Annotated in this window: 15 protein-coding genes and 1 pseudogene; 7 read left to right on the plus strand and 9 right to left on the minus strand. The window is 71.6% G+C overall.

Translation table 11 applies throughout. From position 1 onward, the window contains the following. Positions 1-79 precede the first annotated feature (79 nt). Genes OG766_RS28855 through OG766_RS28865 form a run of 3 tightly spaced genes read right to left on the minus strand, consistent with a single transcriptional unit; the run spans position 80 to position 3,121 of the window. A complete protein-coding gene (locus OG766_RS28855) occupies positions 80-862 on the minus strand; it encodes an ABC transporter ATP-binding protein (RefSeq protein ID WP_328726537.1) in 783 nt (260 codons plus the stop codon). Next, complete coding sequence (locus tag OG766_RS28860; protein WP_328726538.1) at positions 859-2,100, minus strand: FecCD family ABC transporter permease; 1,242 nt, start codon at positions 2,098-2,100, stop codon at positions 859-861. The genes OG766_RS28855 and OG766_RS28860 overlap by 4 nt, the downstream gene beginning before the upstream one ends. Next, on the minus strand, positions 2,090-3,121 hold the full coding sequence (locus OG766_RS28865) for an ABC transporter substrate-binding protein (protein ID WP_266387270.1): 1,032 nt from the start codon (positions 3,119-3,121) through the stop codon (positions 2,090-2,092). The genes OG766_RS28860 and OG766_RS28865 overlap by 11 nt, the downstream gene beginning before the upstream one ends. A 135-nt stretch (positions 3,122-3,256) precedes the next feature. On the opposite strand from OG766_RS28865, the gene OG766_RS28870 reads away from it, so the two are divergent. Continuing rightward, positions 3,257-4,531 (plus strand): MFS transporter, encoded by a 1,275-nt coding sequence (locus tag OG766_RS28870; RefSeq protein WP_328726539.1) that lies wholly within the window; start codon positions 3,257-3,259, stop codon positions 4,529-4,531. Between the two features lie 13 nt (positions 4,532-4,544). Here the strand turns inward: OG766_RS28870 and OG766_RS28875 are convergent, their stop codons facing one another. Continuing rightward, complete coding sequence (locus OG766_RS28875; protein WP_266387265.1) at positions 4,545-5,000, minus strand: Lrp/AsnC family transcriptional regulator; 456 nt, start codon at positions 4,998-5,000, stop codon at positions 4,545-4,547. A gap of 208 nt (positions 5,001-5,208) precedes the next feature. Between OG766_RS28875 and OG766_RS28880 the strand changes: the two genes are divergently transcribed. The 4 genes and pseudogenes from OG766_RS28880 to OG766_RS28895 all read left to right on the plus strand — a co-directional run bounded on the left by OG766_RS28880 (position 5,209) and on the right by OG766_RS28895 (position 9,686). After that, on the plus strand, positions 5,209-6,231 hold the full coding sequence (locus OG766_RS28880) for an asparaginase (RefSeq protein WP_266387262.1): 1,023 nt from the start codon (positions 5,209-5,211) through the stop codon (positions 6,229-6,231). Between the two features lie 113 nt (positions 6,232-6,344). Next, the gene (gene aspA / locus OG766_RS28885) at positions 6,345-7,793 is read left to right on the plus strand and encodes an aspartate ammonia-lyase (RefSeq protein WP_266387260.1); all 1,449 of its coding nucleotides are present in this window, start codon (positions 6,345-6,347) and stop codon (positions 7,791-7,793) included. A 22-nt stretch (positions 7,794-7,815) separates the two neighbouring features. Then, positions 7,816-8,682, plus strand: a pseudogene (locus tag OG766_RS28890) (MFS transporter); the annotation flags it as partial. Between the two features lie 284 nt (positions 8,683-8,966). Further along, positions 8,967-9,686, plus strand: a complete 720-nt coding sequence (locus tag OG766_RS28895) for an SDR family oxidoreductase (protein WP_266387257.1) — start codon at positions 8,967-8,969, stop codon at positions 9,684-9,686. Between the two features lie 28 nt (positions 9,687-9,714). On the opposite strand, the gene OG766_RS28900 is transcribed toward OG766_RS28895, so the two are convergent. Beyond that, positions 9,715-12,561: a Pls/PosA family non-ribosomal peptide synthetase gene (locus tag OG766_RS28900; RefSeq protein WP_328726540.1), complete on the minus strand. Its 2,847-nt coding sequence runs from the start codon at positions 12,559-12,561 to the stop codon at positions 9,715-9,717. A 299-nt stretch (positions 12,562-12,860) separates the two neighbouring features. Further along, on the minus strand, positions 12,861-13,430 hold the full coding sequence (locus OG766_RS28905) for a histidine phosphatase family protein (protein ID WP_266387251.1): 570 nt from the start codon (positions 13,428-13,430) through the stop codon (positions 12,861-12,863). Between the two features lie 313 nt (positions 13,431-13,743). On the opposite strand from OG766_RS28905, the gene OG766_RS28910 reads away from it, so the two are divergent. After that, positions 13,744-13,971 carry a CbtB domain-containing protein gene (locus OG766_RS28910; RefSeq protein ID WP_266387249.1) on the plus strand — a complete coding sequence of 76 codons (228 nt, stop codon included), beginning with the start codon at positions 13,744-13,746 and terminating at the stop codon, positions 13,969-13,971. Between the two features lie 19 nt (positions 13,972-13,990). After that, entirely contained in the window at positions 13,991-14,779 is a 789-nt protein-coding gene (locus tag OG766_RS28915; RefSeq protein WP_266387246.1) for a CbtA family protein, read from the plus strand. Positions 14,780-14,906: 127 nt separating this feature from the next. On the opposite strand, the gene OG766_RS28920 is transcribed toward OG766_RS28915, so the two are convergent. The 3 genes from OG766_RS28920 to OG766_RS28930 all read right to left on the minus strand — a co-directional run bounded on the left by OG766_RS28920 (position 14,907) and on the right by OG766_RS28930 (position 17,935). After that, the gene (locus OG766_RS28920) at positions 14,907-17,081 is read right to left on the minus strand and encodes an MMPL family transporter (protein WP_328726542.1); all 2,175 of its coding nucleotides are present in this window, start codon (positions 17,079-17,081) and stop codon (positions 14,907-14,909) included. A 246-nt stretch (positions 17,082-17,327) separates the two neighbouring features. After that, on the minus strand, positions 17,328-17,582 hold the full coding sequence (locus tag OG766_RS28925) for a hypothetical protein (protein WP_266387241.1): 255 nt from the start codon (positions 17,580-17,582) through the stop codon (positions 17,328-17,330). After that, complete coding sequence (locus OG766_RS28930) at positions 17,579-17,935, minus strand: ArsR/SmtB family transcription factor (protein WP_266387238.1); 357 nt, start codon at positions 17,933-17,935, stop codon at positions 17,579-17,581. Before OG766_RS28930 ends, OG766_RS28925 begins: the two co-directional genes overlap by 4 nt. Positions 17,936-18,043 lie beyond the last annotated feature (108 nt).

The raw sequence follows: 18,043 nt of genomic DNA on the forward strand, positions 1-18,043 counted from the left end.
CGGGGATCGGACATCGGTCAGCGGATGTGGTGTTCGGGGACGGGGCGTGAGGGATCCGGGGATTCGGGGATGCGGGTCCTCAGCCGTCGACCCGCGGCGCGGCGACGCCGCGGTAGGCGACGGCGGGGTTGCCCAGGCTGTCCGGCCCCACCTCGGCGTCGACCTGGAAGACCTCCGCGAGCCGGTCCGGACTCAGCACGTCGCCGGGAACGCCCGCGGCGACCAGGCGCCCCTGGTCCATGAGCAGGACGCGGTCGCAGAACCGTGCGGCCAGTGACAGGTCGTGCAGCGCGACCAGTACGGTCTGCTCGGTGCGGGCCAGCAGCTCCATGAGCTCCAACTGGTGCCGCACGTCGAGGTGGTTGGTGGGCTCGTCGAGCAGCAGGCACCAGGTCCGCTGCGCCAGTGCCCGTGCGATGTGGGCGCGTTGCCGCTCGCCGCCCGAAAGGGCCTTCCACGGCCGGTCCGCCAGCGCGGTGAGCCCGGTGCGGTCGAGCGCGGCGGCCACGACGGCCCGGTCCTCCGCGGTCGGACCGCGCCAGCCGTCCCGGAACGGCGTCCGGCCGAGCCCGACCACTTCGGTGACCCGCAGTTCGCTGTCGGTGCCGGTGGTCTGCTCGACGAACGCCACCCGCCGGGCGATCCGGCGCGCGCTCCAGTCCCCGATGGCCTCGCCGTCGTAGCGGACCGTGCCCGCGGACGGGGTGCGCAGTCCGGCGAGACACCGCAGCAGCGACGACTTGCCCGATCCGTTGGGCCCGAGCAGGCCGACGGTCTCGCCCGCCGCGATGTCCAGACCGACGTCGCGGACGACGGTCGTGCCGGACACCGACCAGCTGAGGCGTTCGGCGGTGATCCTCACAGTTCACCTCGCTTGCGCAGGACGAGAAGGAAGAGCGGCACCCCGAGGAGGGCGGTGAGGACCCCGACCGGGACCTCCCGTGGCGCGAACGCGACCCTGGCGAGCGCGTCGGTCCACACCAGGAACACGGCACCGGCCAGCGCCGTGCACGGAAGCAGCACCCGGTGCAGCGGGCCGGCCAGGAACCGGGTCCCGTGCGGCACGATCAGCCCCACGAACCCGATCGCGCCCACGGAGGCGACCGCCACGGACGTGAGCAGCGCCGTCACGACGAGCAGCACCCTGCGCGTGGCGCGTACGTCGATCCCGAGCGACGAGGCGGTGTCGGCGCCGAACGAGAGCCCGTCCAGGGTGTGCGCGTACAGCCCGATCACGACGAGCCCGCACAGCGTGACGAGCGCGCACAGGACCACCGAGTCCCAGCGGGCGGGTGCCATGGAACCCAGCAGCCAGTGCGTGACGGCCCGTGTGGTGTCGGCGTCCGCGGAGGCCATCAGGACCAGTGAGGTCAGCGCGGTGAAGAGCTGCCCCACCACCACACCCGTCAGGACGATCCGCGTCGAGTCCAGACCGCTGCGCCTGAGCAGCAGGGCGAGCAGCCCGAACGCCAGCAGGGCGCCGGTGAACGCCCCGCCGGCCACCCCGAGGGTGCCCGCACCGATCCCGAGGACGACCACCGCCACGGCCCCGGTGGACGCGCCCGAGGACACCCCGAGGAGGTACGGGTCGGCCAGCGCGTTGCGGGTCACCGCCTGCAGAACGGCGCCGCACACCGCGAGCGAGGCACCGACGAGGGCGGCCATGAGTACGCGGGGGACGCGCAGATCCCAGACGAGCGAGTCGACGAGCCGGGGCAACGGCTCGACGTCCAGGCCCAGATGGAAGCCGAAGGTCCTGGCCAGATCCGCGTAACCGATGTCGGTGGTGCCGATCCGGACGGACACCGCGACCGACGCGACGAGCGCCGCGGCGCCGCACAGCAACAGGACGGCCCGGGCAAGGGGGGAGCGGCCGGGGACCGGCACGGTGCCGGGACCCGCCGGCCCGCCGTCCCGGCCCTGCGCTGCTCCGGGTTCGTGGCCCTGCGCCGCTCCGGCTTTCCGGTCCTGCGCTGCTCCGGGTTCGTGGCCCTGCGCCGGTCCGGCCTTCCGGTCCGGCGCCGTCCGAACGGCCGCCGGGTGCAGCAGGTCCGCCACGCTCACGCCGGCCCCGGGGGAGGCGTTCCGGCTAGCGGGCATGGCCCAGGTCCTTCATGCCCTTCGCCAGCAGCTCCAGCGTGTGGACCGAGCGCACCGACGGGTCCATCTCGATGCCGGGCGCCTCGATGATCCGGTTCTCCCGTACGGCCTTCAGCTGGGACACCACCGGGTCCTCGCGCATCAGGGCGCGCTTCTCCTCGGCGCTGTCACCCGGCCTGCCGCGCTCGGAGAGATCGCCGAGCACGATGAAGTCCGGGTCACGCCGGGCGACTTCCTCCCAGGTGACCTCCGGCCAGTCCTCGTTCACGTCGTCGAAGGCGTTCCTCGCGCCGACGATCGCGCTCATCGCGCTCGGCATCCCGCTCCTGCCGGCGACGTAGGGCGCCCCGTTGAAGACGGAGTACACCCAGACGACGGTCGGCTTCCGTGCGCCGTCGCCCCTGACCTTCGCGGCGGTGGCGGCCGCCTTCTCGACGGCCGTCCGCTGCTTCTTCGCGAGCGCGGCGGCCCGGTCCTCGACGCCGAAGATCCGCCCGTAGTTCCGGTAGTCGTCGAAGAGCAGGTCGAACGGCGTCCTGCCCGGCTCGCTCCGCTCAGGGCAGTCCACCGCGCTGGTGTACGCGGGCAGTTCGAGCGCGCCGAGTTCCTCGCGGGTGCCCGCCCGGTCCTTCGTGTACAGGTCGGCGAAGGACGCGACGACGACGTCCGGGCCGGCCGCACGCAGCTGTTCACCGGTGAGGATCCGGGGGTTGAGCACCGGGACGCGGGCGTAGGCGGCCCGGTACTGCTCCGGGATCCGCGTCTTCAGATTGGACGTGCCGGCCATGCGGTCCGTGAGTCCCAGCTCCAGCAGGGTCTCGGTGGCGTTCTGGTCGAGCGTGACGGCGCGCTCCGGCGCCTTGTCGAAGGTCAGCTTCCGGCCGCAGCTCATGACCGTGGTCACACCGGCCGTCGCCGTGTCCGCCCTGTCCGCCGGGGCGGAAGGGCCGGTCGAGGCGGAGCAACCCGCGGTCGAGAGGGCGATGGTGAGGGCGATGCCTAGGTGGGCGGGGTGGCGCATGGGGTCCTCCAGGGGATGTGGGCAGGGGGTAACACGCACCGGTCGGGAGCGGTCGAGCCAGAGTGTACTGTAATGGTAATCATTTTCATTAACACTCTGCTGTGGCAGACCGCACGCCGGAACAGGAGCCTCACCGTGCCGACTTCGCCCGCACCGACCGACCTCAGGCAGGAACCACCGCTGAAGCGGCCGTCCGTCCTGCGCGACACCGCGTTCCTGCGCCTCTGGTCCGGCACCACCGCATCGGGACTCGCGACCTGGGCCCTGCCGTTCGTCCTCGGGCTCGCGGTGCTCGACCGGTCGCTCACCCCCGCCGGCCTCGGCCTGGTGCTCGCCGCCCGAACCGCCGGATTCCTCGTGGCGGTGGCGGTCGGCGGAGTGCTGGCCGACCGCCACTCCCGCCGCGCCGTCGTGCTGTGGTCGGCCCTCGCCGCCGCGGTCGCGGCCCCGCTGCTCGCCGCGGGACTCGGGCGCTCACTGCCGCTGATGGCCGCCGCCGCGGCTCTCGCCGGTGCCGGTCAGGGCGCGTGCCGGCCGGCGTTCCAGGCCCTGACCGCCGAGGTCGTCGACGCCGGCCGCAGGCAGCAGGCCAACGCCGCGATGACGCTGGCCGTCCGGGTCAGCGCCCTGGCCGGGCCCGCGCTGACGGCGCTGCTCGCCGTGGTCCTCGACATCGCGGCGCTGCTGCTGGGCATCGGGCTGCTCTGGCTCGTGGCGGCACTCGTCCCCGGCCGGGGCGTCACCGGCGCACCGGCGCCATCGGCGGAACGCGCCTCGTTCCGTGCGGAGTTCATGGAAGGGATACGTGAGGCCCGCAGGCACCCCTGGTTCGTCGCCGGTCTCGCCGCGCTCACCGCGGTCATCGCCACGGGCTACTCCGCCACGGGAGTCGCGCTGCCGCTCATCAGCCGGGACCGTTACGGCAGCGAGGTCGTCCTCGCCGCAGCCACCACCGCGTACACCGTCGGCGCCCTCGCCGGAGCCCTGCTCATCGCCCGCTGGCGGCCGCGCGCGCAGGGCCGGGCGGCCCTCGCCGGGCTGGCCGCCTACGGGGTCGCCCCGCTCAGCCTCATGCTGCCGGTGCATCCCGCCGTGGTCGTCGCCGCCTACGCCGTGGCCGGGATCGGCATCGAACTGTTCAACGTGCCCTGGTTCACCGCCACTCAGCGCGAGGTGGAGCCCGGCAAGCTGGCGCGTGTCTCCTCGCTGGACTTCATGCTGTCCTACGGGCTGGCCCCCGTCGGGCTCGCGCTCATCGCCCCCGCCATCGGCGCGTTCGGCGCCGCACCGGTCCTCGGTGCCTGCGCCCTGATCTGCTTCCTCGTCCCGGCCCTCGCGGCCCTGGTGCCCACGTCCCGCCACTTCTCGCGCGCCGCACCGGCGGAGCGGGCAGCGGACGGCGGGCGCTGAGCGGTGACCGGGGTCAGCCGTCCACCGGCAGCCCGCGCGGCTCCTTGATCCGCTTCATGATGATCTGGGAGTTGACCTCGGTGACCCCGGACAGCGCGGTCAGCCGCTCGATCCACAGCCGTTCGTAGGCGCGCAGATCCGCCACGGCGATACGCAGCAGGCATCCCGGGCTGCCGAAGAGCCGGTACGCCTCGACGACATCCGGGATGTCCTGGAGGGCGGACTCGAACGCCTCGACCACCTCGCGGTCCCGCTTCACCTCGATGGAGACCAGCACCTCGAAGGCCCGGCCCACCGCGTCGGGGTCGATGACCGCCCGGTAGCCCTGGATCACACCGTCCTGCTCCAGCTGCCGGACCCGCCGCATGCACGGCGACGGCGTGAGGCCCACCCGCTGGGCCAGCTCCTGATTGCTCAGCCGGCCATCGTCCTGGAGCTCACGCAAGATAGCCCTGTCGATCTCATCCATGGCGCAATTATCCACCACGCGCGTCGGAAGCCTGGGCTGAAATCGCGATCCGATTGCGTACTGCACCTTCTATCATTGCGTACGACTGCTCCGGCCACCTCCGGATCAGCCATGGGGCGCAGCTCGGCCGGCGCCAAGAGCGACCGCCGGGCCGCGTGCCCCGTCGGATACGCCGCCTCACTGCGGCAAGGGACGAGGAGAGGGCACTGTGGGACGGATCGTCGTCATCAGCACCGGTGGGACGATAGCCAGCCGCTGGCAGGGGTCGGGGTTCGCCGCCGACGCGCACGGCCGTGAGGTCATGGCGACCGCCGCCGTGCCCGAGGGCGTCGCCATCGAGGTCGTCGACCTGTTCAGCGTGAACAGCCCGCGCCTCACCACCCACCACCAGCTGACCCTGCTCCACACGGTGCACGAGGTGCTCACCAACCCGAACGTGGACGGCATCGTCGTCACCCATGGCACCGACACCCTGGAGGAGTCCGCGTTCCTGGTCGACCTCCACCACGACGACCCCCGCCCGGTGGTCTTCACGGGCGCGCAGCTCCCGCTCGACGCGACCGACGGCGACGGACCGGGCAATCTCCACGACGCGCTGCTGACCGCCGCGACGACGTCCGGTCTGGGCGTCGTCGTCGCCTTCGACGGCAAGCTGCACCCGGCCCGCGGCACCGTCAAGACACAGACGCTCGCCCCCGACGCCTTCGGCGACCCGTCCGGCGCCCGCATCGGGAACATCGGCTTCGGCCGGGTCTCCGTGCTGCGTCAGCCGCAGCGCCGGGCCCCGCTGGCCCTGCCCGGCATCCCCGGCATCGCGCCGCGCGTCGACATGGTGATGCACCACGCCGACGCCGACCCGCTGCTGCTGAACGCGGCCGTGGACGCGGGGGCCGAGGGCATCGTCCTGGTGGCCACGGGCGCCGGCAACGCGACCCCCGACTTCGTCGAGGCCGTCTCCGCCGCCACCGCCCGCGGTGTGCTCGTCGCCCTCACCACCAGGGTCCAGGCCGGGCCCGTCACCGAGATCTACACCCACGGCGGCGCGGTCGACCTCGTGGCCGCGGGCGCCGTGCCGACCGGAACGCTCCGCGCCGGCCAGGCCCGTATCGCCGTACTCAGCGCCCTGCTCGCCACCACCGACCCGCGCGAGCGGGACCGGGTGCTGCGCCACGCGCTCGGCGAGGAGATGCCCTGCGGCGCCCGCCCGGCGGCGGAACTCGTCGAGGCATGACCGCTGTTCCGGGCCCGGCCGTCCGCGTCCCGCCCCGCCACCGTGCCCCACTCCCTCCCCACCCTCCGCCTCGCCCTTCCGCGTACGCGCCCGACAGGAGAGTCCGTACCGCCATGCCCAAGCACGACCACGACCGCCCCGAAGCACCCGGCGAGTTCCGCAGCGAGCACGATCTGCTCGGCGACCGCGACGTCCCGGCGGACGCCTACTACGGCATCCACACCCTGCGGGCGGTGGAGAACTTCCCCATCACCGGCACCAAGGTCTCGTCCTACCCCGACCTCGTCACGGCCCTCGCGTGCGTCAAGCAGGCCGCGGCCCTCGCCAACCGTGAACTCGGGCTGCTGGACGGCCGCAAGGCCGACGCGATCGTGGCCGCCTGCGAGGAGATCCGGGGCGGCAAGCTGCACGACGAGTTCGTGGTCGACGTGATCCAGGGCGGCGCGGGCACCTCGACGAACATGAACGCCAACGAGGTCATCGCCAACCGCGCCCTGGAACTCCTCGGCCACCGCAAGGGCGACTACACGAGTCTGCACCCGCTGGAGGACGTCAACGCGGGCCAGAGCACCAACGACGTCTACCCGACCGCCGTCAAGGTCGCGCTCGACCTCACCGCCCACCGGCTGCTGGACGCCATGGACGTGCTGCGCTCCGCGTTCGAGGCGAAGGCGGCGGAGTTCGCGGACGTCCTGAAGATGGGCCGCACCCAACTGCAGGACGCGGTGCCCATGACCCTGGGCCAGGAGTTCGCGACGTACGCCGTCATGCTCGGCGAGGACCACAGGCGGCTCACCGAGGCACGCGCGCTGATCCACGAGATCAACCTCGGCGGTACGGCGATCGGTACGGGACTCAACGCCCATCCCCGCTACGCGGCACTGGCCACCGGGCACCTGCGGACCGTGACCGGCCTGCCGCTGACGGTCGCCGACGACCTCGTCGAGGCCACCCAGGACGCCGGCGCGTTCGTCCAGCTGTCCGGCGTGCTGAAGCGGATCGCGGTCAAGCTCTCCAAGACGTGCAACGACCTGCGGCTGCTGTCCTGCGGGCCGAGGGCCGGCTTCGCCGAGATCAACCTTCCCCCGGTACAGGCCGGTTCGAGCATCATGCCCGGCAAGGTCAACCCCGTCGTTCCCGAGGTGGTCAACCAGATCGCGTTCGAGGTCATCGGCAACGACATGACCGTGACCATGGCCGCCGAGGCGGGCCAGCTCCAGCTGAACGCCTTCGAACCGATCATCGCCCACAGCCTGCTGAAGAGCCTCACCCATCTGCGGGCCGGCTGTCTGACCCTCGCCGAGCGCTGCGTCACCGGCATCACGGCCAACCGCGAGCACCTCGCCGGCCTCGTCGCCCGCTCCATCGGCCTGGCGACCGCGCTGAACCCGCACATCGGCTACGAACAGGCCACCGCCGTCGCCCAGGAGGCACTCAGGACGGGCCGCAGCGTCCAGGAACTCGTCCTCGACAAGGGCCTGCTGACCGAGGACGAACTCCGGCGCATCCTCCTGCCGGACAACCTCGCGCGCCCGCACCTGCACACCGCCGCCGAGGGGTAGACCGGGCGGACGCCCTGCGCGCGGCCTGTTCCTCGGCGCACGCGCCGTGCCCGAGACCCGCTCGCAGCGGCCCGAGCCCGTCGACGTCGCCGGCACCCTGCTCCTCGCCACCACGCTGCTGACGCTGCTCGCACCGCTGACCGAGGGGCGCGCCACGGGCCGGCCCCTGTGGACCTGGCTGTCCCTCGCCGCGTTCCCGTTCTCGGCGTACGCCTTCTACCGCGTGGAGCTCCGGGCCGACCGGAAGGGCCGTACGCCGCTGGTGCCGCCGAGCCTGTTCCGGCTGCTGTCGCTGCGGCGCGGACTCGTCATGATCGTGCCGTTCTCGATCGGCTTCAGCGGCTTCATGTTCGTCATCGCCGTGGCGCTGCAGCAGGGCGCGCGGCTCGGCCCGGTCTCCGCGGGACTCACGCTCGTGCCGATGGCGGTCGGCTTCTTCGCCGCATCGCTGGCGGGCCCGCGGTTCGTGGCCCGGTACGGCACCCGGGTGGTGACCGCCGGCGGACTCGTCCAGGACCTCGGCGTCGCCCTGATCGCCCTCGCCACCTGGCGGGACTGGCCGCACCTGGGTGTCCTGCCACTGATGCCGGGAGTCGCGGTGGCCGGCCTGGGCCAGGCCCTCCAGCTCCCCGTCCTCTTCCGGATCGTCCTCTCCGAGGTGCCCGCGGACCGGGCCGGAGTGGGCGGCGGAGTCATGATCACCACCCAGCAGTCGGCTCTCGCCCTCGGCGTCGCCACCCTCGGCTCCCTGTTCCTCGGCCTGGTTCCCGCGCTGGGCATGCGCGACGCGCTGGTGACGACGCTGCTGGTGCAGCTCGCGGGCATCGCGCTGACGGTGCTGCTGAGCCTGCGGCTGCCGAGGCGGATCCTCGATCAGGCCGCACCGTAGCGGCTGCCGGGGCGCGGCAGGCCCGGACGGCCGCGGAGCGTCGTGGCGTCGTAGGCGGTGCGCTCGTCACCGGCATCGACGCCGGTGCCGGGATGCTCGCGTCGGCCGGGCGGCGGTTCGGTGCCGACGTAGCCCTGCCCGTGGTCACGTAGCCGGGGAACTGCAATTGACTACCCTGACATTTGCCGCATAACGACAGGAACAGGTGTCCTTTCGTCGAGGGCGAGGCCCCACGCCCCCACACACAAACGATGTGCGGACCAGCCCAGTGACGGAGTGAACCCATGACCCGCAGGCGAGTACTCATCACGGGCGCGTCCAAGGGCATCGGCCGCGCCCTCGCCGAGGAGTTGGCAGGAGACGGCCATACTCCCGTGGGCATCGCCCGCAGCGCACCGCAGTCCTTTCCCGGCGAGTTCCACGAAGCCGACCTCGCCGACCGTGCGGCCACCGATCAGGTCCTGCGGGACGTGCTGGACGCGGGGCCGGTCGACGCCGTGGTCAACAATGTGGGGACGGTGCGACCCGCGCCCGTCGGGGAGGTCGCCCTGTCCGACCTCGACGCGGTTCTCGACATGAACGTGCGCACCGCGGTCCAGATCGTCCAGGCCGTCCTGCCGGGCATGCTCGAACGGTCCTGGGGCCGCGTGGTGAACGTCACCAGCCTGGTCACCCTGGGGTTGCCCGATCGCACGTCCTACGGTGCGGCCAAGGCCGCCATGGAGTTCCTGACGAGAGGCTGGGCCGGAGAGCTCGCCGCGCACGGGATCACCGTCAACGCCGTCGCCCCGGGCCCCACCGACACCGAGTTGTTCCGGAAGAACAACCCGCCCGGGTCGGCCGGAGCCGCCCGCTACCTGGCGGGTGTTCCCATGGGAAGGTTCGGGCGCCCGGACGAACTCGCCGCCGCCATCGCCTTCCTGCTCTCCGAGAAGGCGGGTTTCATCACCGGCCAGATCCTGCGCGTCGACGGCGGTGCGAGCATCGGCCGCAACAGTGCCTGAATCCGTGGCCCGGTGCCCCGCGCCTGCCTCATGAGTCCGTGAAGCTCTCTCTTGTTTCGCCCTGATGCCTCTCCGGCGTGGCTCGATCACTCGCGACGAGGGCCGTGGCCGGGTTTCCACTCCACCGGGCCTGGGCGGGCACTTCCTCGCCCTTCATCAGGAAGGAGTCGGCGCCGAGTTGGGCATGGTCGCCGACCGTGGTCCCGTAGTGGACGAACGCGCCTACGCCGAGCGTCACGTTCGCCCCGATGCTGATGTGGTCGGACTTGAAGGCGCCGTCCTCCTGCGAGTGGCACTGGATGACGGTCCCGGCGTTGAGGGTGCAGCCGTCCCCGATGCCGACGAGGGTGCGCTCGGCCGTCGCGCAGCCGTCGTCGAAGACCCGGCGGCCGATCCTCATCCCCAGCAGGCGCCAGAGCATGGCCTTGAACGGGGTGCCGTTGAAGATCTGCATGTAGACGTGGATCGCCCCCAGCTTCCAGAAGCGTTCGTGCGCCCAGAAGGCCGGCTCGTAGATCGAGCAGTACAGCGGCCTGAGCCGGCGGAATCCCATGGAGGCCCATTCGACCAGCGCGAAGTAGCCGACGCTGAACGCCAGTGAGAGCAGGCCCGAGAGGGCGAACACCACGGCGCCGAAGACGTGGTAGAGATCCACGGCGACCATGGCGATGAGCGCGAGCGCGAAGAAGTGCAGCCATCGCGTCAGCAGGAACAGGCCGGCGGTGAGCGCGTTGTGCTTGTTCTTGGCGGCGAGCCGGCGGCGCAGCTCCTCGCCCCGGCCGAAGTGGTCGAGCCTGCTGTCGCGGAGCACGGTGCGCGGGATCTCGAAGCTCGGTGAGCCCAGCAGGCCGACGCCCTCGCGCATCGGTCCCTCGACGGGGACCATGACCTTCGTCGCGAGCAGGCAGTTGTCGCCGGTCCTGGCGCGCGGGGGGTAGACGATGTTGTTGCCGAGGAAGCTCTTCGCACCGATCGTGGCCGGGGAGAGGCGGAACGACGTGCTGGAGTAGTCGGTGTTGATGACCGACAGGCCGTCGGCGATCATCGTTCCCTTGCCGACCCGGCTCAGGTAGGGGGTGTCGTATCTGACCAGCAGACCGAAGTTCGACCCGGTCTGCTGGACACGGCCCAGGTCGTAGCCGAGGGACCTCAGGTAGTGCACGATCGCGGAGCTGTCCCCGAACAGCGTGGTGAAGAACCTGATGTTGGTCATCCGGGTGACCGCCCGCTGGACGCCGTAGTGGAATCCGTAGAGCGGATAGATCCTGCCGCGTTTGTTCACCGGGCTGAGCAGTCGCGGCACCGTGTTCACCGTCAGCAGTCCCACGAGCAGGCCGCCGAAGAAGACGACCAGGGAGGCGACGAGCGTCTCCAGGAAGAACGCCAGGCTCGTGAAGACCGGCGGTCCGGCGGACACCACCGCGTTCAGCTGCGGCAGGAGGGTCAGGAGCAGGTCCACACCGGCCACCGTCAGCGGCAGGTAGATCAGCACGATCGCCATCACTCGCCACAGGCTGTACAGGCCCCTGCGCAGCGTGCCGCACTCCACGGGCCCGACAGCCCGGTAGTCGACGCTCGACGGCCGTGCCGGTGTCCCGTGCCACGCCTCACCGGGCGGCACCGTCTGCCCCGAGTGAAGGGAGGAGGCGTGGCCCAGCTGGGATCCGTCGCCCATCGACGTCCCGATGTCGATGACGGCCTGTTCGCTGACGGTCACGTCCCTGCCGAGCGTGAGCGTGCCCGTCTCGATCCGGCCGTCGTGCGCCCGGTAGCCGGAGAACAGCACGTCCTTTCTGACAACCGTGCGGTCACCGATGGTGATCAGGTCGGGGCAGACCGGAACGAAGCGCGTGAGCACGGTGACGCCCTTGCCGATGTGCGCACCGAGGGCTCTGAGGTACAGCACGTACAGCGGTGATCCGACGAACAGTCGCGCCGGGCTGGTGCGGATGAGCGTCTTGATCCACCAGAAACGCAGGTAGGCGAAGCTCCACACCGGGATGCTCCGCGGGGTGAAGCGGCCGATGAGTATCCACTTGGCCGCGACGGGGAGGGCGCACAGCCCGAGGAGGATCACTGCCCCGAACGCGACCGCCCGCAGATAGACGTCGGCCGTCCCGGAGCCTGCCGCGATCCACATGTAGCCGCGGAGGAGGGCGAGGGTGCCGAGGCAGGAGAAGCCGACGAACGTCAGCAGCTGGGCCGTACCGCACAGGACGTAACGCCAGGCACCGGTCCCGGACGTCCGCCCCGTCTGCGGACCGGATTCCACGTCGGCCGCGGCGCCGGGCGGGGCGTCGGTCCGTGGTGGGGCCGTGGCGGTGTCGGGGAAGGCGGCGGCCAGGCTCTCGATCGTGGAGTGCTGGTAGATGTCCTTCATGGACACGGTGGGCAGGTCGTCGCGCTTGCGGACGCGGGCGCAGAACTTCGCCATCACGAGCGAATCGGCGCCGAGGTCGGTGAAGAAGTCGCCGTCGGCCGGCACCCGCTCGGTCCGCATCACGCCGGCCAGCACCTCGGCCAGCAGCGTCTGCGTGCCGGCGCCGGACTCCACGCCGGACTCCACGCCGGATTCCACGCCGGACGCGGCGCCGGACGGGGTGTCGGTCCGTGGTGGGGCGGGGGCGGTGTCGGGGAAGGCGGCGGCCAGGCTCTCGATCGTGGAGTGCTGGTAGATGTCCTTCATGGACACGGTGGGCAGGTCGTCGCGCTTGCGGACGCGGGCGCAGAACTTCGCCATCACCAGGGAATCGGCCCCCAGATCCGTGAAGAAGTTGCTGTCGAGCGGCACCTCCTCGGTGTCCACCACACCGGCCAGCACCTCGGCGAGCCGCTCCTCGGTACTGACCGTCGCCCCAACGCTCTTGCCGGTCACGACACTTCTCCCAGGACGTAGCGACCGACGGCCCTGGCGCGTCTCCGGGGAATCACATGGTCAAAAGCGCTGTTCTGTTCGTCGATCCACGACACCATCGGTTTTCACCTGCAGTCACTGCAGTCCATCGTCGGTTGTGTCTGCGTTTCCCGGCGCAGCCGTGCCTGTCGGGCCACACGGCGGAAGCCGGACACCTCTCCCTTCCAGTAGGCCTGATCGGAGCAGGTCTGTCCTGTCTGATTGAAATCAGAACCAGACATGACGAGCCGGACACGTGCGGTCACCGGCTCGCCGCCTCGTCATCCGGAAGAGGCCGCCGCCGCGAGCCGCAGATTCCAGCGCCCGGACCGGCCTGTCAGGGTCAGCGCGGACAGCGGTGGTACGTCGACGCGCCCGAACGCCGTCAGGGGCGCGGCGAGCGCGTGCACGGCCGCCGCGCGGACCACCGCGGGTTCGACGACGGCGAGCACGCGCCCAGCGTCCTCCCCGAGGGCGTCCATCCAGCCGCCGACCCGTCCGCACAACGTCCGCACGGACTCGCCGCCGTGCGGTGCGGCCCCTGGATCGGTGGCCCAGGCCGCGAGCGCCTCGGGATGGCCGGCGGCGACCTCGGAGAGCGTGAGGCCCTGCCAGGTCCCGAAGTCCAGGTCACGCAGGCGCTCTTCCGCCGTGGCCGCCAGGCCGAGGGCCTGCGCGGTCTGTCCGCACCGCACCGAGGGACCGCGGAAGCACGCGGAGAACGGGGGCAGTGCCGCCGCGGCGGTACGCGCCTCGCCGCTGCCCCGTGCGTCGAGCGGACCGTCCCCGAACCGCGCCTCACGCACCGCGGGCCCCGCAGCGGCACACCAGAGTGTGAGCCGGATGGACATGGCCGGAAACCTCCCCGTGCGGCAGCGGGCACCGCACCGGGTGCCCGCCCGGATCCTACGACGGCACCCGCATCGTCACTGTGATGAAGATCGCTGCTCACAGGCGGTATTGGCGCGAGATGCGGGGGCCGCTACCCTCTCCCCGAAAGGACGACGGCGCTCTCGGAAGACCGGTGAGAAACCGGCACGGTCGCGCCACTGTGTGCCAGGCGGCCCCAACCCCTCTTGGGCGGACCGCAGGGCGAGTCAGACCCGCAGCCGTCGTCGCATGCTCCACACGATGCGGGACGCGTGTTCCCGAGGAGGTACCGGCATGGCCCAGTCCGCCATCACGCCCGTCGCAGTTCCTGTTTCCCCGCCCGCCGTGGCCAAGCTCCCGATCCGGGCCATCGTCCCCTGGGCGGCCTTCTTCGGACTGCTGATGCTCGTCCTGCTGTACTTCGTCGGCGCCGAACAGGGCGCCTTCTCCGTCTTCTCCGGCGAGAGCGTCCACGAGTGGGTGCACGACGGCCGCCATCTGCTCGGCTTCCCCTGCCACTGATACGGAGCGGAACACACACATGAACTCCGCAACCGTCCGGACCCTCCTGGTCCGGGGCATGATCGCGGGCGTGCTCGCCGGGCTGCTCGCCTTCGGCCTCGCCTACCTGATCGGCGAACCCCAGGTCGACGCCGCGATAGCCGTCGAGGAATCGGCGTCCCACGCGCACGGCCACGGCGGTGACCCGGCGGAAGAACTGGTCAGCAGGGCCGTCCAGTCGACCGCCGGTCTCGCCACCGCCGTCCTCGTCTACGGAACGGCGCTCGGCGGCATCACCGCCCTGGCCCTCTGCTTCGCCCTGGGACGCGTCGGGGCCTTCCGGTCCCGCGCCACCGCTGCCCTCGTCGCCCTGGGCGGCTTCGTCACGGTGGCCCTGGTGCCGTTCCTGAAGTACCCCGCGAACCCGCCCGCCGTCGGCGACCCCGACACCCTGAACCAGCGCACCGCCCTGTACTTCCTCATGATCGCCCTCGGGGTGCTGCTCGCCGTCGGGGCGGTACTGCTCGGCAGAAAGCTCGCCCCACGCTGGGGCAACTGGTATGCCACGGTCGCCGGTTGTGCGGTCTTCACCGTGGCCGTGGGGCTCGCCCTGGCCTTCCTCCCGGCGGGCGACCCGATCCCGCACGACTTCCCGGCCGACGTCCTGTGGCAGTTCCGGCTCGCCTCGCTGGGCGTCCAGGCCCTGCTCTGGACCGCCCTCGGCCTGATCCTCGGGCATCTGGCCCAGCGGGTCCTGGAGCCCGCGGCCGTCACGGCGCCCGCGACGACCGGGGACACGGCTCCCGGCGCTTCGGTGGCGGCGCACTGAGGCTCCGTACCACCAGCGCCGGAAACTCCGGTACGTCCGTGCTCGGTGCCCCGGGTACCGGACCGGTACGGCACGTCGGACCCCGCCCGGGGGCGCGCCCGGGCGGGGTCCGGCCGTCACCGAGGCCCTACGGCCGAACGGCCCTGCCGTCCGGCGTGGAAGCGGTGCCGCCCGGTGTGGAAGCGGTGCCGTCCGGCGTGGCAGCCGCGTCACCCGGCGGCGACGGCCATGCACGCGTGGCGCCCGGCTCCCGGGCCAGGTCGCGGAAGAGACGGCCGGGCCACCAGAACCAGCGGCCGAGGTCGAGCGCGAGGGCCGGGACCAGGACGGTGCGGACCAGGAAGGTGTCGAGCAGGACGCCGACGCCGACGAGGACGCCCATCTGGGCCATGGTGACCAGCGGCAGCCCGGCGAAGACCGCGAAGGTGGCGGCCAGGACGACACCGGCCGAGGTGATGACGCCTCCGGTGCTGGTCAGACCCTCCAGTACGCCACGGCTGTGGCCGAGACGACCGGTCTCCTCCCGTACGCGGTGCATGAGGAAGATGTTGTAGTCGATTCCCAGCGCCACGAGGAACACGAAGCCCAGCAGCGGGATCGACCAGTCGACTCCCGCATGGCCGAGTACATGCTCGAAGAGGAGGTTCGAGGCGCCGAGCGCCGCGAAGAAGGACAGCACGACGGTGCCGAGCAGCAGCAGCGGACCGATCAGGGCGCGCAAGAGCCAGACCAGGACGAGCAGGACGACGGCGAGCACGACCGGGATGACCGTCCTCAGGTCGCGGTCGCTCGCGCGCTGGGTGTCGAGGGTCTGCGCCGTGGTGCCGCCGACGAGCGCGTCACCGCCGTCGACCCCGTGCACGGCCGCGCGCAGGTCGTCGACGGTGCCCTTCGCCGCCTCACTGTCGGGGACGTCCTTCAGCACCACGGACAGGGTGGCGAGTTCACCGTCGGGAGTGCGCTCGCCGTCCTCGACACGGGCGACGCCGTCGACCCCGGAGGCCGCGGCCCGCACCTCGGTGACGGCGGCCGCGCGCGTGACGATCCTCGCGGGATCGGAGGCGCCCGACGGGTAGTGCGCGGAGATCCGTTCCTGGGCGAGGACCGACTCGGGCTTGTCCTGGAACAGTTCGGACTGCTGCAGGCCCATGCTGATCCCGGCGGCGCTGAGCGCGAGGACGCCGGTGACGGCGACGGACATCATCCAGGACCAGCGAGGACGGCGGGCGACGGCGGCTCCGATACGGGACCAGACCGTGCGGGCCTTGCGGGCCGGAGTGCCGTACGCCGGTACGAACGGCCAGAACACCCAGCGGCCGGTGATCACGAGCAGCGCCGGCAGAACGGTGACCATCGCGAGGAAGCCGCACAGCACGCCGACCGCGCCGACCAGCCCGATGGAGCGCGAGGAGTCGAGATCGGCGAGGGAGAGACAGACCAGGCCGGCGGCGATGGTGCCGGCGGAGGCCAGGACCGCCGGCCCGGAGCGGCGCAGGGCGAGCCGCATCGCCTCGTGCCGGTCCTCGTGGCGGTGCAGTTCCTCGCGGTAGCGGGCGATCAGCAGCAGCGCGTAGTCCGTACCGACACCGAAGACCAGCACCATCAGGATGCCCGAACTCTGCGGATTGACGGGCAGATCGGCGTACCGCGCGAGCAGGTAGGTGCCCGCCTGGGTGAGGACCGCGGCGAGGCCGACCGAGAGCAGGGGGAACAGCCACAGGACCGGGCTGCGGTAGGTGATCAGCAGCAGGACGGCCACGACGAGTGCGGTGGCGATCATCAGGGTCGAGTCGAGGGTGGCGAAGACCGCGACCTGGTCGGTGAGAGCCCCGGCGGGACCGCCGACGGCGACCTCGACACCCGGTGGTGCGTTGGCGCCCGCGATCTCACGGAGTTCGTCGATCCTGGCGGTGATGTCGGCGTCCTCGGTGGACAGCGGCACGACGGTCATCAGCGCCTCGCCGTCCCGGGACGGAACGGCCGGCGGGATCCGCTCGCCCTCGGCCGCGAACTCCGCGAAGGCGGCACGGTCACTGGCGGCCTTCGCGTCCGCGCCCTCGCCGGTGTAGACGACCACGGCGGGCATCACCGTGTCGGTACGGAACTTCTCCAGCTCCGTGTTGACCTGCGCGGACTCGGCGCCGCGCGGCAGGAATGCGTTGGCGCCGGTGTCCTCGACCTCGCCCACCTTGCCCGCGAGCGGGCCGAGGGCGACGGCGAGGACGAGCCATGCGAGAAGGACGAGCCATTTGCCGCGGTGGCCGCCGGGGGCGACGGCCACACGCGTGAGCAGCGCGTTCATGAGTAGTCTCCTGGGAGTGGAGTTCGTGGCGCACGGAACCCGCACCGCGGCGTGACGGTTTGCCGACCTGCCTGCCGCGGAGTGACGGGGTGGTGCTGCCTGGGATCTGTTCTCCATGAGTACGGCCGGGAGTTGGCCCTCCCGGCCGTACGTACGGTGTGTGCCATGCGGCAGGCGGCGAGCGGCGCGCGGTACGTGGTGTCCGGTGAGCGACCGTGCCCGTGATGCCGGTGCCGGTGCCGGGGGCTACTCGATGGACCGCATCATCTTCTCCATCGACATGATCGAGATGCGGGCCTGCGTCAGCTCCTCCAGCGTGCGCCGGTGCAGCTCGACGTTGTCCTCCAGCAACGCGGCGTACTTCGCGGCGAGTTGCTTGTACTGCTCCTCGCGGGCCGCGAGCATCCTGGCCCGCCAGGTCGCGGCGATCTGCCACGCGACCACGATCAGGAAGAGGAAGACACCACCGGCGCCGACCGCTCCCGCCCAGTCTCCGCTCATCGCCCTGTCTCCTTCACGGTTGCCTTCTCCTCGTCGGTGATCGTCCGGGCTGCTTCCACGACGACGCCCGGGGTCAGGGTGAGGGCGAACGCGGTGACCTCGAAGTACTTCATGGCCTTTCCGTCCTCCGACACCTCGAGCGACCCCGTGACGAGCCCGGCGGCCTCCAGCCGCTGCAGATGCATGTGCAGCAGCGGTCGGCCGATGCCCAGCTCGCGGGCGAGCCTGCTGACGTAGTTGCGTCCGCCCTCGGCGAGCGCCGCGACGATCCGCAGCCGGTGCGGATTGCCGAGCGCCGCGAGAATCCTCAGCAGCTCGTCCCCGGTCGGGTGCGGGGCCGGTACTCCGGTCATCACGCCCCCTTCATCGGTACCTGTCAGTAGAAGCTGACAGCTGTCAGGAAGGCCTGTCAAACCGATCCGGACCATCTCGGGGGCGGACCGGGGATATCTCAGGGACGG

It is taken from the genome of Streptomyces sp. NBC_00259 (assembly GCF_036181745.1).
GTDB classification, from domain to species: Bacteria; Actinomycetota; Actinomycetes; order Streptomycetales; family Streptomycetaceae; genus Streptomyces; species Streptomyces pratisoli.

Bases quoted from the DNA above. Each gene is read 5' to 3' on its own strand.
- OG766_RS28860 (WP_328726538.1), bottom strand. From the start codon at position 2,100: ATGCCCGCTAGCCGGAACGCCTCCCCCGGGGCCGGCGTGAGCGTGGCG.
- OG766_RS28865 (WP_266387270.1), bottom strand. From the start codon at position 3,121: ATGCGCCACCCCGCCCACCTAGGCATCGCCCTCACCATCGCCCTCTCG.
- OG766_RS28875 (WP_266387265.1), bottom strand. From the start codon at position 5,000: ATGGATGAGATCGACAGGGCTATCTTGCGTGAGCTCCAGGACGATGGC.
- aspA (WP_266387260.1), top strand. From the start codon at position 6,345: ATGCCCAAGCACGACCACGACCGCCCCGAAGCACCCGGCGAGTTCCGC.
- OG766_RS28895 (WP_266387257.1), top strand. From the start codon at position 8,967: ATGACCCGCAGGCGAGTACTCATCACGGGCGCGTCCAAGGGCATCGGC.
- OG766_RS28905 (WP_266387251.1), bottom strand. From the start codon at position 13,430: ATGTCCATCCGGCTCACACTCTGGTGTGCCGCTGCGGGGCCCGCGGTG.
- OG766_RS28910 (WP_266387249.1), top strand. From the start codon at position 13,744: ATGGCCCAGTCCGCCATCACGCCCGTCGCAGTTCCTGTTTCCCCGCCC.
- OG766_RS28915 (WP_266387246.1), top strand. From the start codon at position 13,991: ATGAACTCCGCAACCGTCCGGACCCTCCTGGTCCGGGGCATGATCGCG.
- OG766_RS28920 (WP_328726542.1), bottom strand. From the start codon at position 17,081: ATGAACGCGCTGCTCACGCGTGTGGCCGTCGCCCCCGGCGGCCACCGC.
- OG766_RS28925 (WP_266387241.1), bottom strand. From the start codon at position 17,582: ATGAGCGGAGACTGGGCGGGAGCGGTCGGCGCCGGTGGTGTCTTCCTC.
- OG766_RS28930 (WP_266387238.1), bottom strand. From the start codon at position 17,935: ATGACCGGAGTACCGGCCCCGCACCCGACCGGGGACGAGCTGCTGAGG.